Genomic DNA, 19,860 nt, shown 5'->3' with positions numbered 1-19,860 from the left:
GCGCCCGCCTTGGAAAGGCTCGACCACCGGCAGGCTTCTTCGTTCCTCAAATACCCATGCAACGGCGCGCCCGGAAAACCCCCGCGCGCGTTTTCACCGTTTTCCAAATACCCCGACAAGGCTGCTCACTGGCCCGCCAGGGCCTTTTCAAGCTCCGGCAGGAAGCGCGCCGTGTAATCCTCGCGCACCAGGGGCCCGGCATGGCGATAAAGGATGCGGCCCGCGCCATCGACGATGAAGGTTTCGGGCGGCGCGGTCACGCCCCAGTCGATCGCCACCCGGCCGCGCGGATCGGTCGCCAGGGCATGAAAGGGATCGCCATGTTCGGACAGGAAGCCCGAGGCCGCCGCCTCGGGGTCCTTCAGATCGACGCCGTAGACCGGCAGGCGCTTCGAAAGCTCGGTCAGGGTCGGATGCTCGGCCCGGCAGGGCGGGCACCAGCTGGCCCAGAAATTCACCAGCTTCACGCCCGGCTGGCGCAGCATCGCATCGGTCAGCTGCACCTTGCCGGGCAGCGTCTGGTCCCCCACCGCCGGCGCCTCGCGCCCGACGAAGGCCGAGGGCACCGCCTCGGGGTCGGGCCGCATCAGCGCCCAGCCGGCCAGGCCGGCAAAACCCAGGAACACCGCCACCGGCAGCACCATCAGGGGCGAGACCTTAGCCACGGCGTTCGTGCTCCTGCAAGTCGCGGCGGGCGCGGGCATTGACCAGCACGCTCTGGACGATCACGCCCACGAGCAGCGCCAGGCTGATGCCATAGGCGGCCAGCACGGTCGCGGCATATTTGCCAAGCTCGATCATGCGCGCATCTCCCTTGCCAGCAGCGCGGCCAAGCGGCGGCGGCGGATCTCGGTCCGGGTGCGGACCAGCAAAAGCGCCAGGAACAACAGGAAAAAGCCCAGCATCGACAGATACAGCGGATATTTGTAGACCGCCGACATCCGCTCGCCCGGCGCCAGCGACAGCGAGGCGCCCTGATGCAGGCCCTGGTTCCAGAAATTCACCGCATAGCGCGACAGAAGCGCGAAGACCGAACCGACGAGGCACAAGACGCCGGTCAGGTCGGCGGCACTGTCCGGGTTCTCGACCGAGGCCCAAAGCGCGATATAGCCGAGGTAGAACAGGAACAGGATCAGGAACGAGGTCAGCCGCGGATCCCATTCCCACCAGGTGCCCCACATCGGCTGGCCCCAGATCGCCCCGGTGATCAGTGCGATCAGCGTCATTACCGCACCGACCGGCGCCGCCGCCTTGGCGGCCAGCGCGCTGACGTGGTGGCGCCGGATCAGCCAGATCAGCGAGGTGACCAGCATCATAAGCCAGATGTTGATCGCCATCAGCGCCGCCGGCACATGCAGGAAGATGATCTTGACCGTGGCGCCCTGCTTGTAGTCCTGCGGCGTCAGAAAGCCCCAGACCAGCCCCGAGACGGTGCAAAGCGCCGCCCCTGCCACCGCATAGGGCAGGATCGCGCCCGAGGTGCGCATGAACTTGACGGGGTTGGCATATTCCCAGATCGACATGGCTCCTCCCTAGCCCGTGCCCGGATCTCGCTCAAGTGCGCTTAGGTCGCACCCGGGCCCGATCACCGCAGATTGACCCGCAGCGCCGCCGCGGCCGCAAAGGGCACCAGCGCCAGCACCCCGAGCGTGATCGCGGCCAGGAAGATCAGCGCCGGCAGCGGATCGCCGCCTGCGGCGCCGCGCCGCACCGCCTCGGCGCCGAAGATCAGCGTCGGCACGTAAAGCGGCAGCACCAGGAGCGACATCAGCAGGCCGCCGCGGCGCAGCCCGACCGTCACCGCCGCACCGAAGGCCCCCAGCATCGACAGCGCCGGCGTGCCGATCAGCAGCGAGACCACCAGCCAGGGATAGGCCGGCCCGGGCAGGTGCAGAAGCAGCGCGAAGACCGGCGCCGCCAGGGCCAGCGGCAGGCCGGTCACCAGCCAATGCGCCAGGGCCTTGGCCGCGACCGCGCCCTCCAGCGGCAGCGGCGCGGTGGCGAGCAGATCGAGGCTGCCGTCCTCGAAATCCAGCGCGAAGATGCGGTCGAGCGACAAGAGGCACGAGAGCAGCGCGCCCACCCACAGGATGCCCGGCGCGATGCGCGCAAGCGTGCCGCCCTCGGGGCCGACGCCGAAGGGCACCAGCGTGCAGGTGATCAGGAAGAACGCCAGCGCCAGGCCGAAGCCGCCGCCGGCGCGGGTCGCCAGACGCAGGTCGCGCAGCAGCAGCGCCTTCATGCGAAGGCCTCGTTGAAGCCGGCGGGCCGGGCGTCGCGTTGCGCCGGCCCGGCGCGGAACGGGGTCAGGTCCAGCGCCACGGCCTCGGGCAGGCCCAGGTCGATATGGGTGGCGATCAGCGCCGCGCCGCCCTGCCCCAGATGGGTGCGCAGCATGGCCGCGAACAGCGCGACCGAGTCGCGGTCCAGCGACACCGTGGGCTCGTCCAGCAGCCAGACCGGCCGGCCGGTGACCAGCAGCCGCGCCAGCCCCAGCCGCCGCTTCTGCCCGGCCGAAAGCGCATGCGCCGGCCGCGCCGCCAGGTCGCGCAGGTTCATCGCCGCCAGCGCCGGGGCGATGTCATGGCCGCCAAAGACCTCGGCCCAGAACGCCAGGTTCTCGGAGACGGTCAGCGCCGGCTTCAGCCCGTCGGCATGGCCGGCATAAGCCATGGCATCGGGCGCGGCCTCGACCGTGCCGGCCACGGCCGGTTGCAGCCCGGCCAGCGTGCGCAGAAGCGTGGTCTTGCCGATGCCGTTCGGGCCGCGCAGCACCAGCACCTGCCCCGCCTCGACGGCAAAGGACAGGTTCTCGACGGCGCGCAGCCCGCCCCGCGCCACGGCAAACGCGCGGACGGCGATCAGGCTCATAGCGGGATCAGCGCGCAGGCGACGCGCCGGCCCTCGGCCAGCGTCACGTTGTAGCTGCGCGCGGCCGAGGGCGAGTTCATCGGCTCGGCCATCACCCCCGCCGCCTCGAGCGCCTGGGTCAGCGCCCGCGGCGGAAAGGCGATCTCGGCCCCCATGCCCAGGAACAGCACATCGACCGAACCGGCCAGCGCCAGCAGCGCCGCGGCGTCCCCGAGCCCGCCCCAGGGCCGCACGCCCTCGGGCGTGACGATGATGGCGCCGCGATGCACCGTGCCGCCGACCCGGAAGAAGCCGGGGCCGTAGCCGTCCACCGGCACGGCCCCCAGGAATTCGGTCGGTGTCATCACCGCCATCAGGGCGCGTCCCGGAAGGCGGCCGGAATGTCCTCGCCCGGGGCCTGTTCCTTCTTCGCGCCGGGCTTGGTCCAGTCGCGCTTGACGCCCAGCCACAGCACGATGTTCTTGGCGACATAGACCGTGGAATAGGCGCCGACGAACACGCCCCAGAGCATGGCGAAGACGAAGCCGCGGATCACGTCGCCGCCGAAGATCATCATCGCGCCAAGCGCCAGCGCCGTGGTCATCGCCGTCATCACCGTGCGCGACAGCGTCTCGTTGACGGTCAGGTTCATCACGTCGATCAGCGGCATGGACTTGAACTTGATCAGGTTCTCGCGCAGCCGGTCGAAGACGACGACCGTGTCGTTGACCGAATAGCCCAGCGTGGTCAGCAGCGCCGCGATGGTGGTCAGGTCGAACTTCAGCTGGAACAGCGAGAAGATGCCGACCGTCAGCAGCACGTCATGCAGGATCGAGACCACGGCCCCCAGCGCGAACTGCCATTCGAAGCGCAGCCAGATATAGGCCATGATCGCCAGGGTCGCCGCGCCCACGGCATAGAACGCCGTCTTGATGAGCTCGCCCGAGACCTTGGGCCCAACCGATTCCACCGCGGCAAAGCGGACCTGCGGATCGACGGTCTTCAGCGCCGCCTCGACCTGGTTCAGCTGCTCGGGCGTGACCGAGCCGGTGGCGTCGGTCGTGCCGATGCGGATCATCGCGACATGCTTCTCGGTGCCGAAGCTCGGATCGAAGACCTCGGTGATGGCGATCTCGCCCAGGTCGAGCCCGCCAAGCGCCTGGCGATAGTCGCCGACCTCGAAGGCGGTGCTGCTTTCGGTGCGGATGGTGGTGCCGCCCTTGAAGTCGATGCCGAAGTTCAGCCCCATGACCAGCACGACGACCACCGAGGCCACCATGGCCACGGCCGAGATGCCGAAGGTCAGCCACTGCCAGCGGAAGAAGTTGAAGTTCGTGACTTCGGGGACCAGTTTCAGACGGAATGCCATGTTTCTGCCCCCTTACAGAACCAGTTGCTTCGGTTTGCGCCATTCCAACCAGAACAGGATCATCAGCCGCGTCAGGTAGATGGCGGTAAAGACCGAGGTCACCAGGCCGATGGTCAGCGTCACGGCAAAGCCCTTGACCGGGCCGGAGCCCAGGAAGAACATCACCATGGCCGCAATGAACGAGGTGACGTTCGCGTCGATGATCGCCGACATCGCCTCGCCGAAGCCGTCGTCGATGGCCTTCACGATGCGCTTGCCGGCGCGCAATTCCTCGCGGATGCGCTCGTAGATGATGACATTGGCGTCCACGGCCGTGCCGACGGTCAGCACGATGCCGGCGATGCCGGGCAGCGTCAGCGTGGCGCCCATCATCGACATGACCGCCAGGATCAGGATGACGTTGACGATGACCGCGACCGAGGCGAAGACCCCGAAGAGCCCGTAGCTCGCGATCATGTAGGCCACCACCGCGGCCGTCGCGATGACCGAGCTGAGCCGGCCGGCGTCGATCGAATCCTGGCCCAGTTCCGGGCCGATGGTGCGCTCTTCCAGGAAGCTCATCTTCGCCGGCAAGGCGCCCGCGCGCAGCAGCACGGCCAGCCGGGTCGAGGCGTCCACGTCCATCGAGCCCGAGATCTGGCCCGAGCCGGTGGTGATCGCCTGCCGGATCACCGGCGCCGAGATCACCTGGTTGTCCAGCACGATGGCGAAAGGCTGGCCGATATTGGCCGAGGTATAGGCCCCGAAGCGCTTGGCGCCCGAGGGGCCGAAGCGGAAATCGACCGCCGGCTGGCCGTTCTGGTCGAAGCTCGGCTGCGCGTTGGTCAGATCCTCGCCGCTGACGACGGGGCTGTCCTCGATGACGTAGAACACCCCCGGCTCGTCCATCGAGGGCAGCAGCACATTGCCGGGCCCGGGCCGGGCATTGGCATCGGCGGTGCGGCTGACCACCGGGTTGAAGGTCAGCTTGGCGGTGGTGCCGATCAGCTGCTTCAGCTCCTCGGCCGAGCCGATGCCGGGCACCTGGATCAGGATACGATCCTTGCCCTGGCGGGCGATGGTCGGCTCGCGGGTGCCGACCTCGTCGATGCGGCGCCGGATGATCTCCAGCGACTGCTGCACGGTGCGGTCGTCGGTCGCGGCCCTTTCGGCATCCGACAACTGCACGATCAGCCGGTTGCCCTGGGCCGAGACCGCGATGTCGCTCTGCCCGGCACCGGTCAGCGAGGTGACGGGGGTGGCGAGGCCGCGCGCGATCTCGACCGCCTTGGCCATCTGGTCGGCATTGCCGATCTCGACCGCAAGCTGGCCGTCCTCGGCCTGCACGCGGCGCACGGCGCCGACGGTGTCGCGCTGCGCCACCAGCGCATCGCGCAGTTCCGGCCAGATGCCGTCCATGCGCGCCTTGTAAACGTCCTGGACATGCACTTCGCCCAAGAGATGGGCACCGCCGCGCAGGTCGAGACCGAGGTTGACCAGGCCCGAGGGCAGGATGCCCGGCCAGCCGGCCCGGGCCTGGGCCTCCTCGGGGCTTTCGAACCCGTTGCGTTCGGCGGCGGCGATGGCGTCGTTATGCTGCTCGACCCGGTTGTAGAACAGGTTCGGCGCGGCATAGAGCAGACCGACGGCGACCAGGCCGAGGATCAGCAGACGCTTCCAGAAGGGGATGTCCAGCATGGCGGTGCTTGCGGCCTTCAGCTGTTGGCGGCGGCGGGCTGGGTGCGGTTCACCAGCCCGGTCACGGTCGAGCGGATGACGCGGACCTTGACGCCCGGCGCGATCTCGACCTCGAGCTCGTTGTCGCGCACGGCGGTGACCTTGCCGACCAGACCGCCCTGGGTCACGACCTCGTCGCCCTTCTTCAGCGCCTCGACCATGGCGCGATGTTCCTTCATGCGCTTCTGCTGCGGGCGGATCATCAGGAAATACATGATGACGAAGATCAGGATCAGCGGCGCGAAAGAGGCGATGCTGGCACCGGCTGAAGGGGCGCCGGCGGCCTGGGCGAATGCGGGGGTCACGAACATCGAGTCTTTCCCTGTTCTGAAGTTCTCCGGGCACTCCCCCGGCGGAATTGGCGCGCACCCTATCCGCGCCCTGTCGGGATGGCAAGAAAGCGGGACATGACAAAGCCGCCATTCCTCGCGCGAAAGGGGGGCTTCGCCCCCGCGCGTTCCGCGCTCTCCCAGGATATTTGGACAAGAAAGAAATCGCGCCGTTCATCCGGCTTCTTTCTTGTGGAAATATCCCGGGGGTGAGGAGCGCCAGCGACGAGGGGGCAGAGCCCCCTGCCAACGCTTGCGGTCGCCGCTTGCGTGGACATGGGGCCGCGCCTGTGGCAGGGCAGGACAGGATGTTCTGCGAGAGGTGGCGACAATGGCTGAGGACAAGGCGCCGGTGATCCATCCGGCCCTGCTGCAAGAGGCAAATGACAGGACCGGGATCGACCGGCTGCTTGCCATCATGGCGGCGCTGCGCGACCCACAGACCGGCTGCCCCTGGGACATCGAGCAGGATTTCGCCTCGATCGCGCCCTATACGATCGAAGAGGCGCATGAGGTCGCCGATGCCATCGCCCGCGAAGCCTGGGACGAATTGCCGGGCGAGCTGGGCGATCTGCTCTTGCAGGTGGTGTTTCACGCCCGCATGGCCGAGGAAGCGGGGCTGTTCGCATTTGCCGACGTGGTCGACAAGGTCACCGCCAAGATGATCGACCGCCATCCGCATATCTTCGGCGACGAATCCCGCGACAAATCCGCCGAGCAGCAGATCCGCGACTGGGAGGCGATCAAGGCCAGGGAGCGTGCCGCCAAGGCCGAAAAAGGCGTGCTGGACGGGGTAGCGCTGGGGCTTCCCGGCCTGACCCGCGCGGTGAAATTGCAAAACCGCGCCGCCCGCGTCGGTTTCGACTGGCTCGGTCCCGAGGATGTGCTGGCGAAGCTTGCCGAGGAGACGCGCGAACTGGTCGAGGCCCGGGACAGCGCCGATCACGCGCATTTGACGGAGGAGTTCGGCGACCTGATGTTCGTGATGGCGAATCTGGCCCGGCACCTGAAGATCGACCCCGAGGAGGCGCTGCGCGGCGCCAATGCCAAGTTCACCCGCCGCTTCCAGTCCGTCGAGGCCGCGCTGGCCGCCGAGGGCCGCCGCCCCGAGGACAGCGACCTGGCCGAGATGGATGCGCTCTGGGATCGGGCGAAAGCCGCCGAGCGGGCCTAGGCGGCCGGTGCGGCAACCTCGGACAAGGCAGTGTCATAGACCGCCAGCGCCTCGGCCGGGTTGCGGGCGCGCGAGGCGCCCTCCGAGAGTTGCCGGCGCCAGCCGCGCGCGCCGGGCCGGCCGTGAAACAGGCCCAGCATGTGCCGCGTGACCTGGTGCAGCCGCCCGCCCGCGGCCAGATGCGCCTCGACCAGTTCGCGCAGCGCGGCGGCTGCTTCCAGCGGGTCGGCGAAGGGCGGCGTCTCGCCCCAAAGCCGGTCGGCCTGCCCCAGCATGTCCCAGGGCTGGTGATAGGCGGCGCGGCCGACCATCACCCCGTCCATGACCCGAAGCTGCCCGCGCACGGTGTCGAGGCTGGCAATGCCGCCGTTGATCGACAGGTGCAGTTCGGGAAACGCCTGCTTCATGCGCTGCACCAGCGCATAGTCCAGCGGCGGAATCTCGCGGTTCTCGCGCGGGGACAGGCCCTGCAGCCAGGCCTTGCGGGCGTGGATGGTCAGCCGGCGCACACCGGCGTCGCGCATGCGGGCGATGAAGGCCGGCAGCACCTCCTCGGGGATCTGGTCGTCGACGCCGATGCGGCATTTCACCGTCACCTCGACCGGGCTCGCGGCGATCATCGCCGCGGCGCATTCGGCGACCAGTTCGGGCCGGGTCATCAGCACGGCGCCGAAACAGCCCGATTGCACGCGGTCGCTGGGGCAGCCGACGTTCAGGTTGATCTCGTCATAGCCCCAGTCGGCGCCGATGCGCGCGGCCTCGGCCAGTTGGCCCGGGTCCGAGCCGCCAAGCTGCAGCGCCAGCGGATGCTCGGCCGCGTCGAAATCCAGGAGTTTCGCCCGGTCGCCGAAGACCAGCGCCGGGGCGGTCACCATCTCGGTGTAAAGCAGCGCGCGGCGCGACAGCAGGCGGTGAACGCGCCGGCACAGGCTGTCGGTCCAGTCCATCATCGGGGCGACGGAAAGCCGGGCCGCCTCCACGATGCCATGTTTCTGGACCGGGACCATGATATGTGCGCTGCTTTCGGGGTGATTTTTCGGTGGTACCGCCTCCCCGGCTCGAACGGGGGACCTCTAGATCCACAATCTAGCGCTCTAACCAGCTGAGCTAAGGCGGCACAGGCGCGTATCTATCGCCAGCGACCCGGCTGCGCAAGCCCGACTTGCCGGTTTTTGACAGGCGCGCTAAGGAAAAATTCCGCACCCAAGCGCCAGCCGGCAGGAGAGCAGCATGAGCATCAACAGCGAAAGCGAAATCGCGGCGAATCTTCAGATCGGCCCCACCGACCGCGGCATGGTCCGCATCTATGTCGAGGCCGAGGGCGTGGACCTGCCGCTGGATTTCGACCCCGAGGAAGCCGAGGAGATCGCCGAGGAACTGCTGGCCGCCGCCGAGGCCGCGCGCAGCATGGGCCAACCCTCGCCGGGCGCCGGCAAGGGCGAGAAGCCTAGAAAGCCGCGCCGCTGATCCCCATCGGGTCGGTCAGCGACAAGAGCCGGCCGGCCGAGACCCGGGCGATATCGCGCAAGAGCCGCGTCCGCCGCGCCGCCGCCAGCCGCGATTCGGGCGCCATGCGCAGCAGCTCCGCCCCCCAGCTGTCGGCGCGGATCAGCCCCGAGCCCTGCGGCAGCAATTCGTCGGGGAAATCGGCGTCCACCGCCCAGAAGAAGCGGTCGCAGAACTCCAGATAGCCCTGCCACTTGCGGTCGCCGGTGAAATCGGCCCGGCAGCTCTTGCATTCCACCACCCAGATCTCGCCCTTGGGCGAGATCGAGATCACGTCGACCCGCAGCCCGCCCACGGGCACGAATTCGCAAAGCGCGGCATGGCCCAGCCCGGTCAGCATCCGCGCCACGCCGCGCTGCAGGCGCTGGCCGGGTTTGGCGGGCAGGATCTCGGTCGGGGCGTCGCTGGGCTGCTGTGACATGGCCGAACCATGAACGAAACGGCAACATCTTGCAAGCCCACCCCTGCCGGCCCTTGCGATGCGGCGCCCGGAGGCTTATTTTCGACGCAGGCGGGTTTCTGCTCTTCTCGTGTGTGGCCTCTTTTTCCACTGGCCTATAATTTCACCGAGGGGGCTGGCTCTGTCGGGGCCTTGGTCCCGTTATCCGGCTCCCACCTGGACATCCAGGCTTTCGGGGAAACTAGCGCTGCCACGGTTGCTGCGGTTCCCGCCGCTCTTCCCCCCTCGAAAACGAAAAAGGGACGGCCCGAAGGCCGCCCCTGTTGTCACGAGAGAGAGGGAAAGACTTAGAAGCCGTAGACCAGCGACACGCCCAGCGTGTTGTCGGTGCGGATGTTGCGGTCCGAGACGTATTCGGTCTTGTAGGACACGCGAGTCGCGAAGGCTTCGGTCATCTTGAAGTTCAGACCCAGTTCGTTCGTGATCGTGTCGTTCGCGTCCGAGGTCAGGTAGTCGGTGTCATTGGTCACGAAGAAGTTGTCGTTGATGCGGTGGTAGAACCGCGACGACAGCAGGTAACCGACATCGGTATCCGAGTCGTAGTCGATGGTGCCGTCCAGCGGGTCCAGCGGATCCTCGGTCGCGACTACGGCCTTGGTGTAGCGCACGCCGACAGCGGCCTGCACGCGCCAGGCGGTGGTGTCGGTGTTGATGATCCGGTAGCCGGGGCCGACGCCGAAATAGGCGTCACGCTTCAGCCGGCCGTCGAGCGAGTCGAAGGTCTCGCCGTCGGACAGGCTGATCGGGTCGCCGGCCAGCGCGTCGGTGGCCAGGCGGCCCAGGGCGAAGCCATAGAAGCGATCGTTGAAGTTATACATGCCTTCATAGATCACATAGGTCTTTTCGGTGTCCTTGTTGCCGGCGTTGTTATCGCCGTATTCCAGCAGGATACCGACCGACTGCGAGAACTGGCCCTGGTTGTGCGACAGGCGGCCCGACAGGTTGAAGTCCTGGTTTTCGCTGTTGCCGGTCGAGCCGGTATAGCTCAGCGCGACCGAACCGAAGGTGCCTTGGCGCTGGTCGGGATTGCCGAAGCGATAGGCGTCTTCCGAACGGGCGAAATCGTCGCGGACGTCGCGCTCGACATCGCGCATGTCTTCGTTGACTTGGGTGATGCCAACGGCATTGGCCCCGGCCGAGGTTTCCGACTGCGCAAAGGCAGGAGCCGCGAAGGAGGCAGCCAGGGCGGTGGCGCCGGCGAGGTAGGCAAGGGTTTTCATCGTGATCAGTCCTTTTCCCGAACCGTGTTCCGTGTCCGTGGCCCCGGCCTTCCGGCACCACGAGCATCTCTGCTGCATCAGAGGTAGAACCAGCCGCCCGGTGGATAAAGAGGGACCCGAAACGTGAACCGATCTCCCAAAAACGTGAAAATCGCAGGGAACCCGAGCATCGGCGGAATTTGGACCAGAGGAAATCGTGATGAAACCAAATCGCCATTTGGTTGTAGCGAAGTTTATCCACGAGTTTCAGAAGGTAGGAGGACACCGTCGCGCTCACGAAAGGTTAACGGGCGGTAACATGGTGGTCTGCGCGGTCGATTGCACAAAAAAAAGGCAGCGAATTCACGCTGCCCTGGTGCGGGAAATGTTGCGCCAGGTCCACAGTCCTGGCGCAAAAATGTCATCCCGGCGTGTGGGCGCCTAGCGTTTGCCGGGCGCGGCGGATGGAACCAGCACCAGGATGCGGCTGCGCAGGGGCCGCTGCATGCCGCCATGCGGCCCGTCGCCGCCCGCCATCAGCATGATGCGGATGCCGAACTGCACGCCGGAAAACAGGATGGTGTGGAAGACGACCAGCATCAGCACGGCGATCCAGCCGCCGCGCGTGGCGAAGACCAGGTGACGCAGCGATGCCACGTCCAGCGCCAGAAGCAGCCCGGTAAAGGCGAGCGCCAGCACGAAGCCGATGGCGATACTGAGGATATAGAGCCGGACCAGCCTGGGCATACCGTATCTCCGCGCGGGGTTGGACGGCCCATCCTAGCGCCAAGGCCGGCGTTTCCGAAGCCGAAAATGCGCGGCGCGTCACAATGTCCCTGGCGGGCGGTCGTCAGAAGGCGTCCGGGCGCGCCTCGCGGGCCATGTGGTCGAGCACGGCGTTGACGAATTTCGACTCGCGCCCTTCGGCAAAGAAAGCCTGCGCCAGGCGGACGTATTCGGTGATGACCACCTTGGGCGGCGTCTTCGGCGTCACCAGCTCGGCCCCGGCGGCGCGGAAGACCGAGCGCAGCACCGGGTCGATGCGGTCGATCGGCCATTTCGCCACCAGCGCGCGGTCGGTCATCTGGTCGATCTTCGCCTGCCAGGCGACGGCGTCGTCGACGATGCGGGCAAACAGCGCGTCATCGGCCTCGGCCGAGACGATGTCGTCGTCCTCGCCCTCGCGGCCGATGCGCCAGTTCAGGAATTCGCGCTGGACGCGGTCGGCGGAGGTGCCGGCAGCCTCCATCTGGAACAGCGCCTGCACGGCATAAAGTCGCGCGGCGGCGGCACGCGCCTGGCGGTTGGCGCGCTCGGCATTGCGGTCGGCGGGGGTTTTCTTGTCGGTCATGGTCAGGCGCCCCTCGGTCCGTCGATCTCGCCGGCCAGGCGGATCACGTCGCGGGCGCCGCCGGGGGTGTCGCCACGCGGCGATTGCCGGTCCCAGCCGCGTTTCAGCGCGATCAGATGCAGCGCCGCCGCCGCCGCACCGCCGCCCTTGTTCTGCGTCGCCGGATCGGCGCGGACCGCGGCTTGCTCGTAATTCTCGACGGTCAGGATGCCGTTGCCGATGCAATGGCCCTGCAGCCCCAGCAGCGTGATGCCGCGCGAGCTGTCGTTGCAGACCGTGTCGTAATGCGTCGTCTCGCCCCGGATCACGCAGCCCAGTGCGACATAGCCGTCATAGAGCCCGCGCGCGGCGGCCAGGCCGATGGCGGTCGGCACCTCGAGCGCGCCCGGCACCTCGACCAGGTCCACCGTGGCGCCAGCATCGGCCGCCACCTGCCGCGCCCCGGCGATCAGCGCCTCGGCGATCTGCCGGTAATAGGGCGCGACCACGATCAGCAGCCGCGCGCCGTCCAGGCGGGGCAGCGGCAGTTGGTAATGTTCGATGCTGGCGGCCATTGCGTCACTCTTTCGGAATCGAGCGCGTGGAATGGATCGAAAGACCGTAGGCGTCAAGCCCGACGACCTTGACCGGCGCCGAATTCGTCAACAGCACCAGTTCCGACAGCCCCAGCGCCGACAGGATCTGCGCGCCGAGCCCGTATTGGCGCAGCACATGCGAGCTGACCTCGTCCTGGCGCGGCAGGCGCGGCTCGAGGTCGCGGAACAGCACCACGACGCCCCTGCCCTCGCCGGCGATGGCCGACATGGCGGCGCCCAGCGTGCCCGCTTCGACCCGGCCGATGCCCAGCACGTCGTGCAGCGGGTCCAGCACATGCATGCGCACCAGCACCGGGCCGGGCGCGGTCAGGTCGCCCTTGGTCAGCACGATATGCTCGGCGCCCGAGGTCTCGTCGGCAAAGATGCGCATCATCCAGTCGCCGCCATGGAGCGAGCTCACCGCCCGCTGGCCGCGTTCCGCGATGAGGTTGTCGTAGCGGCGGCGATAGGCGATCAGGTCGCTGATGGTGCCGATCTTCAGCCCGTGCTTCTGCGCGAATGCCACCAGGTCCGGCAGCCGGGCCATGGTGCCGTCCTCGTTCATGATCTCGCAGATCACGCCCGCCGGGTTCAGCCCGGCCAGGCGCGAGATGTCGACCGCGGCCTCGGTATGGCCGGCGCGGACCAGCACGCCGCCCTCGCGGGCGCGCAGCGGGAAGATATGGCCGGGCGTGGCGATGTCGGCCGCGCCCTTGGTCGGGTCGATGGCGACCGCGATGGTATGGGCGCGGTCATGGGCCGAGATGCCGGTGGTCACGCCCTCGCGCGCCTCGATGGACATGGTGAAGGCGGTCTCGTGCCGGCTGGAGTTCTTGGAGCTCATCAGCGGCAGCCCCAGCGCGTCGATGCGCGCACCGGGCATGGACAGGCAGATCAGCCCGCGGCCGTGGGTGGCCATGAAGTTGACCGCGTCGGGCGTCGCCATCTGCGCCGGGATCACCAGGTCGCCCTCGTTCTCGCGGTCCTCGTGGTCGACCAGGATGAACATGCGGCCGTTGCGGGCCTCGTTGATGATCTCCTCGGTCGGCGAGATCGCCACCGACCAGTCCCGCTCGACCTCACCCGGCTTGTCATACTGCATCCGCAACTCCTGCAAAGAACCCTTGTCCGGTGACGAAGCCCGCCAGCCCGCCCGCCGCCATCATCTCACGCTCATGCTCGGTCTCGCCGATCATCAGCACCGCATCCCCGGGCAGGCCCTGCGCCCGCAGCCAGGTCTTCATCCTGTCGCGCATCGCCGGCCAGCTGGCGCCGAAATGCGGCAGTTCCTGCACCGAATGCGCCCCGATCTGCACCCGCAGCGCCTCGGGCACAAGGCCCGGGCCGCAGCCCAGGTGCGGCACGGCGCCGCTGGCCGCGATGCGGGCGCGCTCGCGCGTGCCGACCGGCTGGCCGGGGCGGAACACCCCCAGCGCATTGCTGGAATAGAGAAAGGCCACCAGATCCCGCCCGGTCGTCGCCCGCACCCCGGCATAGGTCTTGTAATCGAGGCCCAGTTCGCGCGCGCGCCGCACCCGCATGCGTACCACCTCGACCGGCAGGCGCTCGCCCAGAAGTTCGCGCCGGGCCACGCTCCAGCAATGGGTGCGAAAGCCGCTGGCCTGACCCGGGCCGCGGTTATGGCCGATGCCGGCCATCAGCCCGCCTCGGCCAGCCGCGCGACATAGCGCGCCAGCGTGTCGATCTCGAGGTTCACCGCATCGCCGACCTGCGCCCGGCCCCAGGTGGTCACCGCTTGGGTATGCGGGATCAGGTTGACGCCGAAGGCGGTGCCCTCGACCTCGTTTACCGTCAGCGAGGTGCCGTTCAGCGCCACCGAGCCCTTGGGGGCGATGAAGCGCGCCAGCGCCTCCGGGGCGCGAAAGCGGATGCGGGTGCTGTCGCCTTCGTCATGCATCTCTTCGATGACCGCGACGCCATCGACATGGCCCGAGACGATGTGCCCGCCCAGCTCGTCGCCCACCCGCAGCGCACGTTCCAGGTTCAGCCGCTTGCCGGCCTCCCAGCCGTTGGCGCCGATATTGGTCCTGGACAGCGTCTCGGCCGAGATGTCGACGTCGAACCAGTCGGGGCCCTTCTCGACCACGGTCAGGCAGACGCCGTCGCAGGCGATCGAGGCGCCCAGATCGACGCCCTCCATGGCGTAATGGCAGGCGATCCGCGCCCGCATGTCGCCGCGCATCTCGACGCGCGAAACTTCGCCGATATCGGTGATGATGCCGGTAAACATCGGCGCCTCCTTGTTTTCCGCTGCCCGAGAACTAGAGCCTTGGCGCACGATCTTCAAGCAAAGCCGCAACAGCGGTTAACCGGCGTTAAGCGAGAATCGGGAAAGCCCGTGACAAGAGCGGGTTTTTGGTGCAATCGGGGAATGCAGGTCCCGGTGGCGCGTCCGCCTGAAACAACCAGTTCAACCCCGTTTCGTTCGCAACCCCTAGCCTGACCGGCTGGAGACCATGACCGCAAGCCGCACCGTGCGCGACCCCGCGCCACAACCCCGCCCGCAGGGCAGCAAATCCCCGGATGCCGCCGGGCGGTTGCTGTCGGCGGTGCCCTCGACCGCCGCCTTGCCCGCCGCAAGGCGGGTGTTCCTGATGCTGCAAGGCCCGCATGGCCCGTTCTTCGACCGCGTCGGCGCGCTCTTGCGCGACACCGGCGCCCAGGTCTGGCGCGTCAGCTTCAACGCCGGCGACGAATTCTTCTGGTCGGACCCCGCGCATCTGATCCGCCACCACGGCGCGCCCGAGGAATGGGCCGACCACCTGGACCGGATCATCGCCGAAAAGGGCGTGACCGACATCGTGCTCTATGGCGACGTGCGGCCGATCCATGCCGCCGCGCGCGCCGCGGCGCAGCGCCACGACCTGGTGATGCATGTCTTCGAAGAGGGTTATCTGCGCCCCTTCTGGATCACCTACGAACGCGGCGGCTCGAACGGCCATTCCGCGCTGATGCGCATCCCCCTGCGCGAAATGCGCAATGCGCTGCGCAACCGCATCGGGGAAATGAACCGCCCGCCCGCGCATTGGGGCGACATGCGCCAGCACAAGTTCTATGGCGCGCTCTACCATTTCTTCGTGCTGGCGGCGAACCAGCGCTATCCCGGCTATCGCACGCATCGCCAGATCGGCGTGTTCCAGGAATTCCGGCTGAACCTGCGCCGCTTCCTGCTGACGCCCTTCGACGCGCTGGCGCGGATGCGCGAGGCCGGGGCCGTGCGGCGTGGCGGCTTTCCCTATGTGCTGGTGCTGATGCAGCTCGAGCATGATTCGAACTTCGTCGCCCATTCGCCCTATGGCCGCATGGCGGAGTTCACCGACGAGCTTCTGACCGAATTCGCCCGCTCGGCACCGCGCCACCACCATATCGTCTTCAAGGCCCATCCGCTCGAGGACGGCCGCGGCGGCATCCGCCAAGCCATCGAGGACCGCGCGCTGGCGCTGGGGATCGCCGAAAGGGTGCATTTCGTGCGCGGCGGCAAGCTGGCGCGGCTTCTGAACCAGGCGCGCTCGGCGGTCACGGTGAATTCGACCGCGGCGCAGCAGGCGCTGTGGCGCGGCCTGCCGGTCAAGGCCATGGGCCGCGCGGTCTTCGACAAGCCCGGCCTCGTCTCGGACCAGAGCCTCGGGGAATTCCTGCACGATCCGCGCCCGCCCAAGGCCGTGGCCTATCGCCGCTATCGCGACTTCCTGCTGGAAAGCAGCCAGGTGCCGGGGGGCTATTACGCCGCCCGCTCGCGCGCCCATGCGCTGCGCATCGTGGTCGACATGATGCTGGCGCCCGAGGATCCCTATCAGGCGCTTTTCGCCGGACGTGGCAAATATCGGCAACAGATGGGCGACAAGGACGAGTGACGCGCCCAAAGACATGGAAAACCCGGACCCGCTAGGCTAACGTGCCGCAAAAGACCGTGTCGATCCGGGAATCGCGCGAGTGGACAGGAGTGACAGTTTGATCGAAGTCAGTTTTTCAGCCCATCAGGGTGGTCCGGCCGCGCTTCGGTCCGGCTTTCTGGCCTCGCGCGTGGCGCGGATGGCGGTTCTTGGCGCGGTGCTGCTGGTTTCCGCCTGCGGCCTGCCGCGTTCGGGCCCGACCAAGAACGAGATCATCTCGGGCTCGGTGGAAAAGGGCGGCAGCACCCATATCGTGAATGTGGACGACCGGGTGAACCGCGCCGCGAACTATTCGCCCGCCTATGGCTTCTCGTCGGATTTCCGCGCCGCCGGCCAGGTCGGCGCCGACGAGGTGCGTCCGGGCGACGTGCTGGGCCTGCAGATCTGGGAAAACGTCGATGACGGGCTGCTGGCCTCGATGGGGCAAAGCTCGACCGCGCTGACCGAGCTTCAGGTGGACAGCCAGGGCTATATCTTCGTGCCCTATGCCGGCCGCATCCGCGCCGCCGGCAACAGCCCGGACGAATTGCGCCGCATCATCACGCAGAAGCTGGAAAGCCAGACCCCCGACCCGCAGGTCATGGTGACCCGCGTCGCCGGCGACGGCGCCACGGTCTCGGTCATGGGCAAGGTGAACGCGCAGGGCGTCTTCCCGATCGAGCGTCCGACCCGGACGCTGTCCTCGATGCTGTCCAAGGCCGGCGGCGTGTCGATCGAGCCCGAGATCGCGGTGGTGACCGTGAAGCGCGGCAATTCCAGCGGCAAGGTCTGGCTGCGCGACCTTTACTCCAACGCCCGCAACGACATCGCGCTGCGCCCCGGCGACGTGATCCTGGTCGAAGAGGACGAGCGCAGCTTCACCGCGCTCGGCGCGCTCGGCGGCCAGACCAAGGTGCCGCTGGGCAATGAGCAGATCAACGCCATCGAGGCGGTGGCCATGGTCGGCGGTCTCAGCACCACCCTGGCCGATCCCAAGGGCGTGTTCATCCTGCGCGACGAACCGCAGGCGGTCGCCCGCGCCGTGCTGGGCCGCAACGACATCTACGGCAACCAGCGCGTCGCCTATGTGCTGGACCTGACCAGGCCGGACGGCATGTTCCTGGCCCGCGACTTCATCATCCGCGACAGCGACACCGTCTATGTGACCGAGGCGCCCTTCGTGCAGTGGCAGAAGACGCTGAACTCGATCCTGACGCCGGTCGGCCAGGTCGGGTCCGTGGACAGCTCGTTCCGGTAAGCGGATGGATCCTGACGACAAGGCCGCCGGGGATACCCGGCGGCTTTTCATATTCAACGGCGGTTTCCTGACCCGGCCGCGCCTGCGCCGCATCCTGAAGCTGGCCGGCTGGGCGCCGCGGCTGGGGCTGCCCGGCCCCGGCGATGCGGTGGGCATCTGGGGCAACAGCCCGACCGCCTGGCGCGGCCGCGCCGTCGCCGCCCGGCGCGGCGCCCGGCTGGTGCATGTCGAGGATGCCTTCCTGCGCTCGGTCCTGCCCGGGCGGGCGCACGGGCCGGTCGCCCGACGCGGTCCCATCGGCCTGCTGATCGACCCGGTCGGGCTGCATTTCGACCCCGGCGCGCCGTCGCTGATCGAGACGCTGGTGCAGGACCCGGCCACCGCCGCGCTGCACGATGCCGCCGGCGCCGCCATCGCCCGGCTGATCGCGGCCGATCTCTCGAAATACAATGCGCATCTGCCAGAGCTGGCGCCGCCCCCGCCGGGCTATGTGCTGGTGATCGACCAGACCCGCGGCGACGCCTCGCTGCTGGGGGCGGGACGGGCCGATTTCCTGGCCATGCTGGCCGCGGCGCGGGATGAAAACCCCGGCCTGCCGCTGCTGATCCGCACCCACCCCGAGACCAGCGCCGGCCTGCGCCCCGGCCATTTCAGCGCCACCGACCTGCGCCCGGGCGAGGCGATCTGCGACGCAGCCGTGTCGCCTTGGCGCCTGCTGCAGGGCGCGGCGCGGGTCTATGCCTGGTCCTCGCAGCTCGGGTATGAGGCGATGCTGGCTGGCCAGCGGCCGCGCATCTTCGGCCAGCCCTTCTATGCCGGCTGGGGCCTCTCGGACGACCAGCACCGCTTTGCGCGCCGCAGCCCGGCGCCGCTCCAGGCGCTGTTCGCGGCCAGCCACCTGCGGGCACCGGCCTGGTATGATCCCTGCCTGGACCGGCTGACCGACTTCGATGGTGCGCTGCGCCAGATCGAAGCCGAGGCCCGCGCCTGGCGCCAGGACCGCGACGGCCACCTGGCGCTTGGCATCCGGCTGTGGAAGCGCCCCTTCGTCGCGCGCTTCTTCGGCAGCGGCAAGGGCGTGCGCTTCACTGCGGCGCCCGGTCCGCGGGTGACGATGGCCTGGGCCAACCGCGCCGCCGCCGTGCCCGCCGCGCTACGGATCGAGGACGGCTTCATCCGCTCGCGCGGCCTTGGCGCGGCCTTGGTGCCGCCGCTGTCGCTGGTCGCGGACGATCTGGGCATCTACTACGACCCGACCCGCGTGAGCCGATTCGAGCGGCTGATGGCCGAGCCGCTGCCGCCGGGCGGGCGCGAGCGGGCGCTGGCCTTGGCCGAACAGCTGCGGCACGCCGGGGTGACGAAATACAACCTTACGGGCGCGCTGCCGCTGCTGCCCACCGGGCGACGCATCCTGGTCCCCGGCCAGGTCGAGGACGACGCCTCGATCCGCCTCGGCGCCGGGGCCGAGCGCACGAACCTCGCGCTGCTCGCGCGGGTGCGCGCCGAAAATCCCGATGCGGTGCTGATCTACAAGCCGCATCCCGATGTCGAGGCCGGGCTTCGTCCCGGCCTGATCCCCGAGGCCGAGCTGCGCCGGCTGGCCGATGTCGTGGCCCATAACGCCGGGGCCGACGCGCTGATGGCGCAGGTGGACGAGGTATGGACCATGACCTCGACCCTGGGCTTCGAGGCGCTGCTGCGCGGCCTTGCCGTCACGACGCTGGGCGCGCCCTTCTATGCCGGCTGGGGGCTGACGCGCGACCTGGGCCCGGTGCCGGCGCGGCGCCAGGCGCGGGTGGATCTGACCGGGCTGATCCACGCCGCGCTGATCGCCTATCCGCGCTACTTCGATCCGCCGAGCCGCCTGCCCTGCCCGCCCGAAACCGCCGTGGCGCGCCTGACCGACCCCGGTTTCGCCGGCAAGGCGGGGCCCTCGATCCGGTTTCTGGCCAAGGCGCAGGGGGCGCTCAGCACCCACGCCTGGCTGTGGCGGCGCTAGCCGATGGGCATTTTGCCAGCAGATGCCCATGAGCGGCGGAACCGCGGGTGCTTGCCTCCTACGTCGCTCTGCATGCGGCTTTATCCGTGACAACCAGCCGGCTTGCGGCGTCTGGCAGGACGAACAGGTCGTCGAGAGGTCGAGCCGGCCCGAGCGGTAAGATCGCAGCCGAAGAATGGCG

Annotated in this window: 23 protein-coding genes and 1 tRNA gene; 5 read left to right on the top strand and 19 right to left on the bottom strand. The window is 68.5% G+C overall.

Going from position 1 to position 19,860, the window contains the following annotated elements:
* Positions 1–125 precede the first annotated feature (125 nt).
* From PARN5_RS0114345 to yajC, 9 genes are all read right to left on the bottom strand, one after another.
* Positions 126–644 carry a DsbE family thiol:disulfide interchange protein gene (locus PARN5_RS0114345; protein WP_018000468.1) on the bottom strand — a complete coding sequence of 173 codons (519 nt, stop codon included), beginning with the start codon at positions 642–644 and terminating at the stop codon, positions 126–128.
* A gap of 13 nt (positions 645–657) precedes the next feature.
* Positions 658–801: a heme exporter protein CcmD gene (gene ccmD / locus PARN5_RS0114340; RefSeq protein WP_018000467.1), complete on the bottom strand. Its 144-nt coding sequence runs from the start codon at positions 799–801 to the stop codon at positions 658–660.
* Positions 798–1,523: a heme ABC transporter permease gene (locus tag PARN5_RS0114335; RefSeq protein WP_018000466.1), complete on the bottom strand. Its 726-nt coding sequence runs from the start codon at positions 1,521–1,523 to the stop codon at positions 798–800. Before PARN5_RS0114335 ends, ccmD begins: the two co-directional genes overlap by 4 nt.
* 62 nt (positions 1,524–1,585) lie before the next feature.
* Positions 1,586–2,242: a heme exporter protein CcmB gene (ccmB, locus tag PARN5_RS0114330; protein ID WP_018000465.1), complete on the bottom strand. Its 657-nt coding sequence runs from the start codon at positions 2,240–2,242 to the stop codon at positions 1,586–1,588.
* On the bottom strand, positions 2,239–2,871 hold the full coding sequence (ccmA, locus tag PARN5_RS0114325; protein WP_018000464.1) for a heme ABC exporter ATP-binding protein CcmA: 633 nt from the start codon (positions 2,869–2,871) through the stop codon (positions 2,239–2,241). The genes ccmB and ccmA overlap by 4 nt, the downstream gene beginning before the upstream one ends.
* On the bottom strand, positions 2,868–3,224 hold the full coding sequence (locus PARN5_RS0114320) for an Mth938-like domain-containing protein (RefSeq protein ID WP_018000463.1): 357 nt from the start codon (positions 3,222–3,224) through the stop codon (positions 2,868–2,870). The genes ccmA and PARN5_RS0114320 overlap by 4 nt, the downstream gene beginning before the upstream one ends.
* On the bottom strand, positions 3,224–4,219 hold the full coding sequence (gene secF / locus PARN5_RS0114315; RefSeq protein ID WP_018000462.1) for a protein translocase subunit SecF: 996 nt from the start codon (positions 4,217–4,219) through the stop codon (positions 3,224–3,226). The genes PARN5_RS0114320 and secF overlap by 1 nt, the downstream gene beginning before the upstream one ends.
* A gap of 12 nt (positions 4,220–4,231) precedes the next feature.
* On the bottom strand, positions 4,232–5,896 hold the full coding sequence (secD, locus tag PARN5_RS0114310) for a protein translocase subunit SecD (RefSeq protein ID WP_018000461.1): 1,665 nt from the start codon (positions 5,894–5,896) through the stop codon (positions 4,232–4,234).
* 17 nt (positions 5,897–5,913) lie between these two features.
* The gene (gene yajC, locus PARN5_RS0114305; RefSeq protein WP_018000460.1) at positions 5,914–6,246 is read right to left on the bottom strand and encodes a preprotein translocase subunit YajC; all 333 of its coding nucleotides are present in this window, start codon (positions 6,244–6,246) and stop codon (positions 5,914–5,916) included.
* A gap of 349 nt (positions 6,247–6,595) precedes the next feature.
* On the opposite strand from yajC, the gene mazG reads away from it, so the two are divergent.
* On the top strand, positions 6,596–7,438 hold the full coding sequence (mazG, locus tag PARN5_RS0114300) for a nucleoside triphosphate pyrophosphohydrolase (protein WP_018000459.1): 843 nt from the start codon (positions 6,596–6,598) through the stop codon (positions 7,436–7,438).
* Here mazG and dusA read toward each other — a convergent pair.
* Together dusA and PARN5_RS0114290 are read right to left on the bottom strand one after the other, a co-directional pair.
* Entirely contained in the window at positions 7,435–8,445 is a 1,011-nt protein-coding gene (gene dusA, locus PARN5_RS0114295) for a tRNA dihydrouridine(20/20a) synthase DusA (protein WP_018000458.1), read from the bottom strand. The genes mazG and dusA overlap by 4 nt on opposite strands.
* A gap of 33 nt (positions 8,446–8,478) precedes the next feature.
* Positions 8,479–8,555 (bottom strand) — tRNA-His (locus PARN5_RS0114290).
* Between the two features lie 113 nt (positions 8,556–8,668).
* Between PARN5_RS0114290 and PARN5_RS0114285 the strand changes: the two genes are divergently transcribed.
* A complete protein-coding gene (locus PARN5_RS0114285) occupies positions 8,669–8,905 on the top strand; it encodes a DUF6324 family protein (protein ID WP_018000457.1) in 237 nt (78 codons plus the stop codon).
* Here PARN5_RS0114285 and PARN5_RS0114280 read toward each other — a convergent pair.
* The 8 genes from PARN5_RS0114280 to PARN5_RS0114245 all read right to left on the bottom strand — a co-directional run bounded on the left by PARN5_RS0114280 (position 8,886) and on the right by PARN5_RS0114245 (position 14,780).
* The gene (locus PARN5_RS0114280; protein ID WP_018000456.1) at positions 8,886–9,365 is read right to left on the bottom strand and encodes an MmcB family DNA repair protein; all 480 of its coding nucleotides are present in this window, start codon (positions 9,363–9,365) and stop codon (positions 8,886–8,888) included. The two genes, PARN5_RS0114285 and PARN5_RS0114280, sit on opposite strands and share 20 nt — an antisense overlap.
* Positions 9,366–9,691: 326 nt before the next feature.
* Positions 9,692–10,624, bottom strand: coding sequence for a DUF481 domain-containing protein (locus PARN5_RS0114275; protein ID WP_018000455.1), 933 nt, complete (start codon positions 10,622–10,624; stop codon positions 9,692–9,694).
* Between the two features lie 420 nt (positions 10,625–11,044).
* A complete protein-coding gene (locus PARN5_RS0114270; RefSeq protein WP_018000454.1) occupies positions 11,045–11,350 on the bottom strand; it encodes a hypothetical protein in 306 nt (101 codons plus the stop codon).
* 103 nt (positions 11,351–11,453) lie between these two features.
* Positions 11,454–11,954: a transcription antitermination factor NusB gene (nusB, locus tag PARN5_RS0114265; RefSeq protein ID WP_018000453.1), complete on the bottom strand. Its 501-nt coding sequence runs from the start codon at positions 11,952–11,954 to the stop codon at positions 11,454–11,456.
* A 2-nt stretch (positions 11,955–11,956) separates the two neighbouring features.
* The gene (locus PARN5_RS0114260; RefSeq protein ID WP_018000452.1) at positions 11,957–12,508 is read right to left on the bottom strand and encodes a 6,7-dimethyl-8-ribityllumazine synthase; all 552 of its coding nucleotides are present in this window, start codon (positions 12,506–12,508) and stop codon (positions 11,957–11,959) included.
* A 4-nt stretch (positions 12,509–12,512) separates the two neighbouring features.
* Positions 12,513–13,631: a 3,4-dihydroxy-2-butanone-4-phosphate synthase gene (gene ribB / locus PARN5_RS0114255; protein ID WP_018000451.1), complete on the bottom strand. Its 1,119-nt coding sequence runs from the start codon at positions 13,629–13,631 to the stop codon at positions 12,513–12,515.
* A complete protein-coding gene (locus PARN5_RS0114250) occupies positions 13,621–14,187 on the bottom strand; it encodes a hypothetical protein (protein ID WP_018000450.1) in 567 nt (188 codons plus the stop codon). The genes ribB and PARN5_RS0114250 overlap by 11 nt, the downstream gene beginning before the upstream one ends.
* Positions 14,187–14,780, bottom strand: a complete 594-nt coding sequence (locus tag PARN5_RS0114245) for a riboflavin synthase (RefSeq protein WP_018000449.1) — start codon at positions 14,778–14,780, stop codon at positions 14,187–14,189. Before PARN5_RS0114245 ends, PARN5_RS0114250 begins: the two co-directional genes overlap by 1 nt.
* Before the next feature lie 364 nt (positions 14,781–15,144).
* On the opposite strand from PARN5_RS0114245, the gene PARN5_RS0114240 reads away from it, so the two are divergent.
* The 3 genes from PARN5_RS0114240 (at position 15,145) to PARN5_RS0114230 (ending at position 19,679) form a co-directional block, all read left to right on the top strand.
* A complete protein-coding gene (locus tag PARN5_RS0114240) occupies positions 15,145–16,404 on the top strand; it encodes a capsule biosynthesis protein CapA (protein ID WP_232419390.1) in 1,260 nt (419 codons plus the stop codon).
* Positions 16,405–16,582: 178 nt separating this feature from the next.
* The gene (locus PARN5_RS0114235; RefSeq protein ID WP_036744927.1) at positions 16,583–17,680 is read left to right on the top strand and encodes a polysaccharide biosynthesis/export family protein; all 1,098 of its coding nucleotides are present in this window, start codon (positions 16,583–16,585) and stop codon (positions 17,678–17,680) included.
* Positions 17,681–17,684: 4 nt separating this feature from the next.
* A complete protein-coding gene (locus PARN5_RS0114230) occupies positions 17,685–19,679 on the top strand; it encodes a capsular polysaccharide biosynthesis protein (RefSeq protein WP_018000446.1) in 1,995 nt (664 codons plus the stop codon).
* Positions 19,680–19,860 lie beyond the last annotated feature (181 nt).

Source organism: Paracoccus sp. N5, from assembly GCF_000371965.1.
GTDB lineage: Bacteria > Pseudomonadota > Alphaproteobacteria > Rhodobacterales > Rhodobacteraceae > Paracoccus.
Note: the sequence above shows the minus strand (reverse complement) of the source record. Positions and strands in the feature narration are given on the sequence as shown.